A 10,713-nucleotide genomic window follows, 5' to 3' on the forward strand; every position below is an offset into this window, starting at 1 on the left:
ATAGAAAAAAATTAATTCAATATGATTAGAAAGCTTACTTTGGCATTTGCTGCAGTCTTAGTTTCTGTAGTTGCTTTTGCCCAAAACCAGTTTCAGTGGAAAGAAGCTTCGAGTGGCGGTTACACGTATAAATATGTGACCAATGACCCTGCGAAAGCTCGTTTTTACACTTTGAAGAATGGTTTAACTGTTATTTTAAGTCCTACGAATAAGGATCCTAGAATCCAAGCGTATGTTGCCATCAAAGCAGGAAGTAAAACAGACCCTGCAACCAATACTGGTTTGGCGCATTATTTAGAGCACATGTTATTTAAAGGAACTGATAAATACGGTTCATTAGATTGGTCTAAAGAAAAAGTAGAATTAGAAAAAATTGACGCATTATACGAGCAATATAATTCTACTAAAGACGAAGTTCAAAGAAAAGCCATCTATAAAAAAATAGATTCAGTTTCTGGAGTTGCCGCAAAATATGCAATTGCAAACGAATATGACAAAATGATGTCTGCAATGGGCGCTCAAGGAACCAATGCTTTTACCAGTTTTGAACAAACGGTTTATACAGATGACGTTCCTAGTGCTTCTTTGGATAAATATTTAGCAGTACAGGCAGAAAGATTCAGAAATCCTACACTTAGAATTTTCCATACTGAATTAGAAGCGGTTTACGAAGAAAAAAATAGAACGCTGGATAATGACGGAAGAAAAGTTTCTGAAACTTTATTCTCTAATCTTTTCCAAAAGCATAACTACGGTTTACAAACAACTATTGGTACGGTAGAACACCTTAAAAATCCTTCTTTAGTAGAAATCAGAAAGTATTTTAATAAATATTACGTTCCTAATAACATGGGAATTATCCTTTCGGGTGACTTCAATCCAGATGAGGTAATTGCAAAAGTGGACAAAGCGTTTTCTTACATGCAACCAAAACCATTTGATAAATACACTTTCCAACCAGAAGATGCGATTACAGCACCAATTGTAAAAGAAATTGTAGGTCCAGATGCAGAAAATTTAACCATCGGTTACAGATTACCTGGAAATAAAGATAAAGATGCTTTATTGGCAGATTTAGTTGGTCAAATTTTAACCAACGGAAGAGCAGGTTTATTAGACTTGAACTTGGTTAAAAAACAAAAATTATTGAGAGCTTCAGCTTTCACTTATTCATTGATTGATTACGGAATTCTATATCTTTCTGCCGCGCCAACTTCTGGTCAAAGTTTAGAAGATGTAAAAGCTTTAGTATTAAATGAAATCGAAAACCTTAAAAAAGGAAATTTTGATGACCAACTTATCACTTCTATCATCAATAACATCAAGAAAAACAAAATCTACGAAACCGAAAAATACGGTGATAGAGCTAGCGTTTTGATGGATGCTTTCACTTCAGAATTAGATTGGAGAGACCAAGTTGCTTATGTAAACGATTTGTCTAAAATCAAAAAAGAAGACATCGTAGCTTTTGCTAATAAATATTTTGGTGACAATTATGTAGCTGTTTTGAAAAGAAAAGGAGAATCTCCAGCGACTGTAAAAATTGAAAAACCATCAATTACACCAGTAGAAACCAATCCAGATAAGCAATCGGCATTTGTGAAAACAATAAATGAAATGCCTGCAACTGCTGCGAAACCAGTTTTCTTAGATTACAAAAAAGATATTCAGAAATCTAAATTAGGAAAAGCAGAAGTGCTTTACGTTCCGAACAAAGACAATGATATTTTCAGATTAAGTTACCGTTACAAAATAGGTTCTTTGAATGATAAAAAACAAAGTTTAGCTTCTCAATACATTCAGTTTTTAGGGACTGATAAAATGACTGCCGAAGAAATCTCTAAAGCATTCTACAAAATTGCATGTAGTTTTAATGTTTCTACAGGAGAAGAGTACACCACGGTAAATATCGAAGGTTTACAGGAAAACTTCGAAAATGCAGTGAAATTGTACGAAGAAGTGGTAAATAATGTAAAAGCAGACGAAAAAGCATTAGCAGCGCTTAAAGCAAGATTGAATAAAGCAAGAAAAGATGCTAAAGCAAATAAAGGTGCAATTTTACAAGGTTTAACAAGTTATGCGCTTTATGGTTCAGAAAATAAATTCAACAATGTTTTGACCAATGAGGAACTGAATGCTGTAACCGCTCAAGAATTGGTAGACAGAATTAAAAACCTAAATAATTATGAGCAAACAGTAATTTATTACGGACCAACTCCTGTTTATAACGTTGTTTCTCAGTTGAAAACATTGCACCAAGTTCCTGCAAATTTTGCAGTAGCAGCTCCAGCAAAAACTTTCAAACAAGAAGTTCCTGCTAAAAATCAAGTGCTTTTTGCAGATTATGATATGGTTCAGGCAGAAACCAGATGGATTAGAAATACAGAAACTTACAACCCAGAAAAAACGACGATGGTTAATGTGTTCAATAACTATTTCGGTGGAGGTATGGGAAGTTTAGTATTCCAAACGATTAGAGAAAGTAAAGCTTTGGCTTACAGTACTTACGGATATTATGTGCAGCCACAGAAAAAAGACCAAGATTACTATTTATTAGGTTATGTAGGTTCTCAAGCAGATAAATTTAACGATGCTACGGTTGCTATGAATGAATTGCTAACCAAAATGCCAGAATTGACTAAAAATTTAGAATTGGCTAAAAATCAAGTGAAAAAAGATATTCAAACAGAGAGAATTACTCAAGATGGTATCATTTACAACTATTTAAACGCTAAAAATTTAGGTCTTACTGATGACATTAGAAAGAAAATGTACGAAACTGTAGATAAAATTACAATGGCAGATGTTAAGAAATTCCACCAGAATTATTTCTCAGGAAAACCTTACACGTATGCAATTGTAGCTTCTGAAAAAAGAGTTTCTATGGACGATATGAAAAAACTAGGAGAAGTAAAAAAACTTTCTTTAGAAGAAATTTTCGGATACTAGAAACTTTCAAAATATTTTTAGAAAAGACCGCAATTTTGCGGTCTTTTTTTGTTAATCATCTTCTTTACATAATAGATTTTTTTCTCGGAATTTTATAAATGCTTACTTTTAAGCATTAATTTTAAACAAGACTTGTCATGAATATGTATACACAACCTATGCTTCAAGAGAACGCATTAAAAGATAAAGTAGCCATCGTAACAGGAGGCGGAAGTGGTCTTGGAAAAGCCATGACAAAGTATTTTCTACAATTGGGCGCCAAAGTAGTGATTACTTCTAGAAATTTAGAAAAATTACAAGGAACAGCAAAAGAATTGGAGGAAGAAACTGGCGGAAAAGTACTTTGTGTTTCTTGCGATGTAAGAAATTGGGACGAAGTAGAAGCTATGAAAGAAGCTGCGATAAAAGAATTTGGTAGAATTGATATTTTGTTAAATAATGCCGCTGGAAATTTTATTTCACCAACCGAAAGATTAACGCATTCTGCTTTTGATTCTATTTTAGATATTGTTTTGAAAGGAACCAAAAACTGTACACTTTCCGTAGGAAAATATTGGATTGATAATAAAATTCCGGGAACAGTTTTGAATATCGTTACTACTTACGCTTGGACAGGTTCCGCTTATGTAGTTCCATCAGCTTGTGCTAAAGCTGGAGTTCTAGCCATGACGAGAAGTCTCGCTGTAGAGTGGGCAAAATACAACATTCGTTTTAATGCAATAGCACCAGGTCCATTTCCTACAAAAGGAGCTTGGGAAAGATTATTACCAGGAGATTTGGCTGATAAATTTGATATGAGAAAAAAAGTTCCTTTAAGAAGAGTAGGGGAACATCAAGAATTGGCAAATCTTGCAGCGTATTTGGTTTCTGATTATTCTGCTTATATGAACGGAGAAGTAGTAACCATCGATGGTGGAGAATGGTTGCAAGGAGCGGGAGAATTTAATATGCTCGAACAAATTCCGCAAGAAATGTGGGATATGCTGGAAATGATGATAAAAGCAAAAAAGAAATCATAAAAATCATACTTTAATCCCGAAAATATTTCGGGATTTTTAATTTTAAATACCTAATTTTATCTTCTCAAAAAAAGACAATAATGTCGTGGAAAAATTTTTTTAAATTTTCACTAATTTTTAGTTTAATTTTCATTGGGAAGTTAAATGCTCAAGTCTGCGGAGGTTCTTTCGGAGCTCCAATTTTCGTAGAAGATTTTGGGAGGGTGAATAATTCTTATCAGACGGTTTCTCCAGCATTGGTTTCTCCAGCATTTACCAATTATATTTATTCATCAATAATGCCACCCAATGATGGTTATTATACGATTTCAAATACTACGGAATATTTACCTTGGGGTTGGCAAAAATCATTAGATCATACCAATGATCCTTCTGGAACTTATGGAAATATGTTGGTAGTAAATGCAGATTACAGCCCAGGAGAATTTTATAGAAGAAGGGTTTCTAATCTTTGTTCTAATCAGGTTTACCGTTTTTCTGCTTGGATTATTAATTTACACAGAACTGGAGCGAATTTGATTAAGCCTAATGTAACTTTTCAAATAAGAAGTACAACTACTGGAGCTATTTTAGGTTCTATTTCTACAGGAATTTTAACAGAAGAAAACGGAGAGGTTTGGAAAAACTTTTATTTAGATTTTAAATCAGACCCTTCTTCCTCTGATGTAGATGTAGTTTTAATTAATAATGCTCCTGGGGGAAACGGAAATGACTTGGCAATAGATGATATTAGTTTTTCTCCTTGTGGTCCATCTACATCTATTACTGCTACTTTAGGAAATCTTTTCACCACTGGAGTTTGTGACAATTTACAGAGTTTTATTCTAACTGCGCAAATGAGTTCTAATACTTTTCAAAATGTAAATTTCATTTGGCAAAAAAGTACAGATGGCGGAAACACTTGGGTAAATTTAACTGGTGCCACAAGTAATCCTAATATCACCATTCCGGCAGGAAGTTATCAGAATAATGACCAATTCAGATTTATTGTAGGTGAATCTACTAATATAAATTTGACTTCTTGTAGGGTAATGTCTGGTATTTCTACAGTGAAAATCAATGGGTATCCTAATGCGCCAAGCAATAGGAGTTTTAGTTTTTGTAGAAATTCTACCGCAACTCTCACGACTCCAGAAAATAATATACTTTGGTATACTTCTGCAACTGGTGGAATAGGAAGTATAAATACTCCAATTATTGATACTTCCGTGGTTGGAATTAAAGATTTTTGGATTACTCAAACGGTTAATGGGTGTGAAAGTGCAAGAGCGAAAATTACAGTTAATATTTTTGATAATCCATCGGCTCCTGTCGTTTCAAATTATGAATTTTGTCAAAATTCCACTGCCTCATCTTTGTCAGCAGTCGGAACTGATTTGAAATGGTATACTAGTTCAACAGGAGGTACTGGAAATACAATCGCTCCAGTTCCCAATACTTCAATTGCTGGAGATTTTTCTTTTTGGGTTACACAAACGGTAAATGGTTGTGAAAGTGAAAGGGCAGAAGTAAAAGTTAAAATTCTACAAGCTCCATTTTCCACTGTTTTAAAAGACACTTCTATTTGTGATGGAGAAAATATTGTTTTAGATGTAGGTGCCGGTTTCATTGCAGAATGGCAAACAATTCCACCAGTTGTGAGTCAGACGCTGCAAATTTCAAGTCCAGGAAAATATTCAGTAAAACTTACCGATAGTAAAGGTTGTGTAGCTATTCAAACAGTTGATGTAACTCCTGGTATTACTCCGATAATTACTCAAGTGAAAAGTGGCGAGAATTTTCTAGAAATTTTAGCAGAAAATGGGAATCCTCCTTATTTGTATTCTTTAGACAATGTAAATTGGCAAACTTCTAATGTTTTTAAAAATTTGTCCGCTGGGATTTATCAGATTTATGTAAAATCTCAAACCAATAGTTGTACAGCGGTTGCTACTTCGGCGGTACTTTTTATTCCAAATGCTTTTACACCTAATCATGATGGTTATAATGATGTATGGCGCGTTTCTAATATTGAGTTTTTCTCTAATGTGAAACTTAAAATATTTGATAAATTCGGCACTCAAGTTTTTATGGCGGAAGATGTTTTAAAATTCAATTGGAATGGATTATATAATGGTAGATTATTACCTTCAGGAACTTATTGGTATGTAATGGAAATTGATGGACATTACACCAGAACGGGGTGGATTCTTCTTAAAAATAGATAAAAAAATCCCAAGTCAACTTGACTTGGGATTGTATTTTAATAAATATTGTTGTTTAGTAAACTCTTAACCCAGCTCTTGGTCCAGAAGAAGCAACCGTTGCTTGAATTCTAGCTTTTTGTCCAGTCGAAAACATAAACATAGCTGCATCATCTACATAATCCATATAGTTCATAAACATTACAGATCTTTTTACGCCTCCACAAGTATTGTAAAGAGGGTAAGTTGGTTTACCATAATTAGCACCAGTTTGGGTTGGTGTATCAGTTACTAAATCACTGCCGCAAGTTGCATCTCCCCAAATGTGACGAAGATTTAAATAATGACCTACTTCGTGAGTGCCTGTTCTTCCTAGGTTGAATGGAGAAGTAGCTCCGGTTTTACCAAAATAAGGAGCTGCAATTACTACACCATCTACAGCTGTACCAGCAGATTCTGGGAAAGTAGCGTAACCTAAAACTCCACCCATAGAACCTACTACCCAAATATTGAAATAACTTGCTGGTGAAGTAGCATCAATTCCGCCAGTAGAAGATTTTTTCATAGCGTCATTGGTACTCCAAGAAGTTTTAGTAGTAGCTTTTCTTACCGTTTTAATTAGGTGAAATCTCACTTTAGTATCTCCTGCTTTGAGTGAAGAAAATTCTGTAGGAATTTTTGAAGCATCCGTGTTCGTTCCAGCGAAGTCTGCATTTAAAACTGCAATTTGCTCAGCGATTCTTGTAGCTGAAACATTTTCTGCGGTAGTTCTGTATAATACATTTACTACTACTGGGATGTCTACGGAGCCATCAGCTAATACTCTTCCTAGTTTTTTAGCTTGAATGAATTTGTTGGCTTTTTCTTCATTGGCGATGTATTTTGCCATGAGTTTAGGGTCGCTTTTTAATCTTTCTGCTCTTAATTTTTCAGAAGGGCAACTTCTTCTAGAAGCAATGCTGGTGTTTTCTGTTAGTGTTTCAGTTGAGTCGTTTGAATTACACGCGATTAGTGTTCCAAGTGCAAATGCACCGAAAAGTAATTTCTTCATAGTTGATTTATTTGATTTTTAATTTTTCAGACCAATAGATAAGGATTGCCAAAGTATGGCAATCCTAATATTTTATAGAGTAAAGATTATAAGTTTCTTAATCCTGCTCTTGCGCCACCTGCAGCTACTACAGCTTGCATTCTGTCTCTTTGACCAGCAGAGAACATATACATTGCAGAATCATATACATAATCCATGTAGTTCATGAACATTACAGATCTTTGTACACCACCACAAGTGTTGTATAGTGGATAAGTTGGTGAACCGCCGTTAGAACCAGTTTGAGTAGGAGTGTCAGCTACGAAATCGTTTCCACAAGTCGCATCTCCCCAAATATGACGAAGATTTAAATAGTGTCCTACTTCGTGAGTTGCAGTTCTTCCTAAGTTGTATGGAGCAGTAGCACCAGTTACACCAGTGTATTTAGAAGCTAAAACAACTCCATCATTCCACTGACCAGCAGATTCTGGGAAAGTTGCGTATCCTAAGATACTTCCCATATCACCTACAACCCAAATGTTGAAGTATTGTGTTGGATCTGTAGCGTCAATTCCTTTAGTAGAAGCTTTCTTCATAGCGTCATTGGTTTTCCAAGATCTTACAGAAGTTGATTTTCTAACTGTTTTTACCAATCTAAATCTTACTTTGGTGTCACCAGCAGCTACTGAAGCGAATTCAGCAGGGATTTTATTAATATCAGTGTTAGTTGCTCCGAAGTCTTTGTTAAGAACAGCAATTTGTTCTGCGATTCTAGCATCAGATAGATTTTCTGCAGTAGTTCTGTATAATAAATTTACAACTACAGGGATTTCTACAGTTCCATCAGCTAATACTCTTCCTAGTTTTTTAGCTTGAATGAATTTTTCAGTTCCCGCTTCTATTGCAGCAAATCTTGCTCTTGCTTTTGCATCATTCTTTAATAATTCTGCTCTGATTTCTTCAGATGGACAAGATTTTCTAGATGCAGTTGCTGTTCTAGCATTGTCTTCTGTTAAGTTTGCAGTTTCCTCAGTTGTGTTACATGCAGCTAACATTCCTAGCGCCATAACTCCGAATAGTAATTTCTTCATATCAAATTAATTTTTAATAAAATTGTTTTTTTAATTCACAGCTGCGAATATATAGAGTTGAAATTTAGTGTGCAATATTTTTTTTAAATTTTTTTTCAAAAAGTGTTGATTTTTATTTAATGGATGTGTTTTTTCTTTGATAAATGATTATTAAATTAACTTAAATCTTTATGAATTAGATAATTTTATTAGGTTTATTTTATTGCTGATTTTGTAATATTAGGGTGAAATGCTAGAAATTTTTTATTTTTTAGATAATTTTTTTTGTAAAGTTCTCAAAATAAAAAAATCCGCCTGAAAAAATTCCAGACGGATCTCCTATGATAAACTTAAATGGTAAGTTATATATGAAAAATATCAATGTTATTTTTCAACTGGTCTGAAAACCAGTCCGCTTTCTTCGAAGTAATCTAAAGTGATTCTGTCTCCATCATTTATCTTTCCTGCGAGAATTTCTTTAGATAATCTGTTCAAAACTTCTTGCTGCAAAACTCTTTTCAGCGGTCTAGCTCCGAAACTCGGATCATAACCTTTTTTGGTTAGATAATCGATCGCATCTTCGGTAGCGGTCATAAAAATTCCTCTTTTTTCGAGCATTTTATTGAAAGTACGAAGTTGGAAATGCACAATTTTTCCGATTTCCTTTTTGGTCAAAGGCTGGAAAAGCACAATTTCATCAATCCTGTTCAGGAATTCCGGTCTTAAAGTTTGTTTCAAGAGCGTGAAAACTTCATCTTTGGTCTTCTCGACAACTTCCTTTACATTATCATCGGTAATATTTTCAAAATTTTCCTGAATCAAATGCGATCCCAAATTGGAAGTCATAATGATAATTGAATTCTTGAAATTCACCACTCTACCTTTGTTATCCGTCAATCTTCCATCATCCAAAACCTGCAGCAAAGTATTGAAAACATCCGGATGCGCTTTCTCGATCTCATCCAAAAGAACCACAGAATAAGGTCTTCTGCGAACCGCTTCCGTCAATTGACCACCTTCGTCGTAGCCCACATATCCTGGAGGCGCGCCCACCAAACGAGAGACGGAATGCCTTTCCTGATATTCACTCATATCGATTCTGGTCATGTTATTTTCATCATCAAAAAGAAACTCCGCCAAAGCTTTTGCTAGCTCGGTTTTTCCGACTCCGGTAGTTCCTAAAAAAAGGAAGGAACCGATTGGTTTTCTCTCGTCATTTAATCCAGCTCTGTTTCTTCTAATCGCGTCAGCAACTGCAGAAATAGCTTCTTCCTGACCAACAACTCTTTTATGAAGTTCATCTTCTAAATGAAGAAGTTTTTCTCTTTCGGATTGCAGAAGTTTCGTTACCGGAATTCCGGTCCATTTTGCAATCACTTCTGAAATGTTTTCAGCAGTTACTTCTTCTTTGATGAGTTCATTCTGATAATTCTGCATTTCAAGCTCCAGCTTTTGAAGTTCTTCTTCTTTTTCCCGAAGTTTTCCGTACTGAATTTCAGCAACTTTTGCATAATCACCCACTCTGGAAGCTCTTTCAGCTTCTAATTTTAAAGCTTCAATTTCTTTTTTAATACGGGTAAGATCTTCAGATTTCTGTTTCTCTTTCAACCATTTTGCATTGATTTCGTTTCGTTGCTCCTGGATTCTGGCAATATCTTCTTTTAGATGGTTGATTTTCACTTCGTTTCCTTCTCTTGAAATCGCAGCGAGTTCTATTTCTAGCTGCATTAATTTTCTGTCAAGAATATCTAATTCTTCAGGTTTAGAATTGATTTCCATTCTTAGTTTTGCAGAAGCTTCATCGATTAAGTCGATGGCTTTATCTGGTAAAAATCTATCTGAAATATATCTTTGAGACATTTCTACAGCAGCAATAATGGCTTCGTCTTTTATTCTTACTTTATGGTGCGCTTCGTACTTGTCTTTAATTCCTCTCAAGATAGAAATCGCAGATTCTGTGTCTGGTTCTTCTACCATTACTTTTTGGAAACGTCTTTCTAAAGCTTTATCTTTTTCAAAATATTTTTGATATTCATTTAAAGTCGTTGCACCTACTGCTCTAAGTTCTCCTCTTGCCAATGCAGGTTTCAAAATGTTAGCAGCGTCCATTGCGCCTTCTCCACCACCAGCTCCAACTAAAGTGTGAATTTCATCGATGAAAAGAATGATTTGTCCATCACTTTTGATGACTTCATTTACTACAGATTTCAAACGCTCCTCGAATTCACCTTTGTATTTTGCGCCAGCAATTAATGCGCCCATATCTAGTGAATAAATGGTTTTGTCCATTAAATTTTCTGGAACGTCTCCTGAAATAATTCTGTGAGCAATTCCTTCTGCAATAGCGGTTTTACCTACGCCAGGTTCACCAATCAGAATTGGGTTGTTTTTGGTTCTTCTTGATAAAATTTGTAAAACTCTTCTTATTTCTTCGTCTCTACCAATTACAGGATCTAGTTTTC

General features: G+C 34.8%; 6 protein-coding genes. 3 read left to right on the forward strand and 3 right to left on the reverse strand.

The genetic code is table 11. From position 1 onward, the window contains the following. Nucleotides 1-21 precede the first annotated feature (21 nt). The 3 genes from KKQ76_RS12635 to KKQ76_RS12645 all read left to right on the forward strand — a co-directional run bounded on the left by KKQ76_RS12635 (nt 22) and on the right by KKQ76_RS12645 (nt 6,175). Nucleotides 22-2,949: a M16 family metallopeptidase gene (locus KKQ76_RS12635; protein ID WP_213197425.1), complete on the forward strand. Its 2,928-nt coding sequence runs from the start codon at nt 22-24 to the stop codon at nt 2,947-2,949. A 137-nt stretch (nt 2,950-3,086) separates the two neighbouring features. Continuing rightward, complete coding sequence (locus KKQ76_RS12640) at nt 3,087-3,968, forward strand: SDR family oxidoreductase (protein ID WP_213197426.1); 882 nt, start codon at nt 3,087-3,089, stop codon at nt 3,966-3,968. Between the two features lie 80 nt (nt 3,969-4,048). Then, on the forward strand, nt 4,049-6,175 hold the full coding sequence (locus KKQ76_RS12645) for a T9SS type B sorting domain-containing protein (RefSeq protein ID WP_213197427.1): 2,127 nt from the start codon (nt 4,049-4,051) through the stop codon (nt 6,173-6,175). 52 nt (nt 6,176-6,227) lie between these two features. Here the strand turns inward: KKQ76_RS12645 and KKQ76_RS12650 are convergent, their stop codons facing one another. The 3 genes from KKQ76_RS12650 to KKQ76_RS12660 all read right to left on the reverse strand — a co-directional run. After that, complete coding sequence (locus KKQ76_RS12650) at nt 6,228-7,202, reverse strand: zinc metalloprotease (protein WP_213197428.1); 975 nt, start codon at nt 7,200-7,202, stop codon at nt 6,228-6,230. A gap of 86 nt (nt 7,203-7,288) precedes the next feature. Then, complete coding sequence (locus tag KKQ76_RS12655) at nt 7,289-8,272, reverse strand: zinc metalloprotease (protein ID WP_213197429.1); 984 nt, start codon at nt 8,270-8,272, stop codon at nt 7,289-7,291. A gap of 363 nt (nt 8,273-8,635) precedes the next feature. Then, nucleotides 8,636-10,713: ATP-dependent Clp protease ATP-binding subunit (locus KKQ76_RS12660; protein ID WP_213197430.1), on the reverse strand; the 2,078-nt coding region annotated here is incomplete at its 5' end.

Origin of the sequence: Cloacibacterium caeni (genome assembly GCF_907163105.1) — a bacterium.
In the GTDB taxonomy this organism is placed as follows: domain Bacteria; phylum Bacteroidota; class Bacteroidia; order Flavobacteriales; family Weeksellaceae; genus Cloacibacterium; species Cloacibacterium caeni_A.

Coding starts and splice junctions, on each gene's coding strand:
- KKQ76_RS12635 (WP_213197425.1), top strand. CDS start 22: ATGATTAGAAAGCTTACTTTGGCATTTGCTGCAGTCTTAGTTTCTGTA.
- KKQ76_RS12640 (WP_213197426.1), top strand. CDS start 3,087: ATGAATATGTATACACAACCTATGCTTCAAGAGAACGCATTAAAAGAT.
- KKQ76_RS12645 (WP_213197427.1), top strand. CDS start 4,049: ATGTCGTGGAAAAATTTTTTTAAATTTTCACTAATTTTTAGTTTAATT.
- KKQ76_RS12650 (WP_213197428.1), bottom strand. CDS start 7,202: ATGAAGAAATTACTTTTCGGTGCATTTGCACTTGGAACACTAATCGCG.
- KKQ76_RS12655 (WP_213197429.1), bottom strand. CDS start 8,272: ATGAAGAAATTACTATTCGGAGTTATGGCGCTAGGAATGTTAGCTGCA.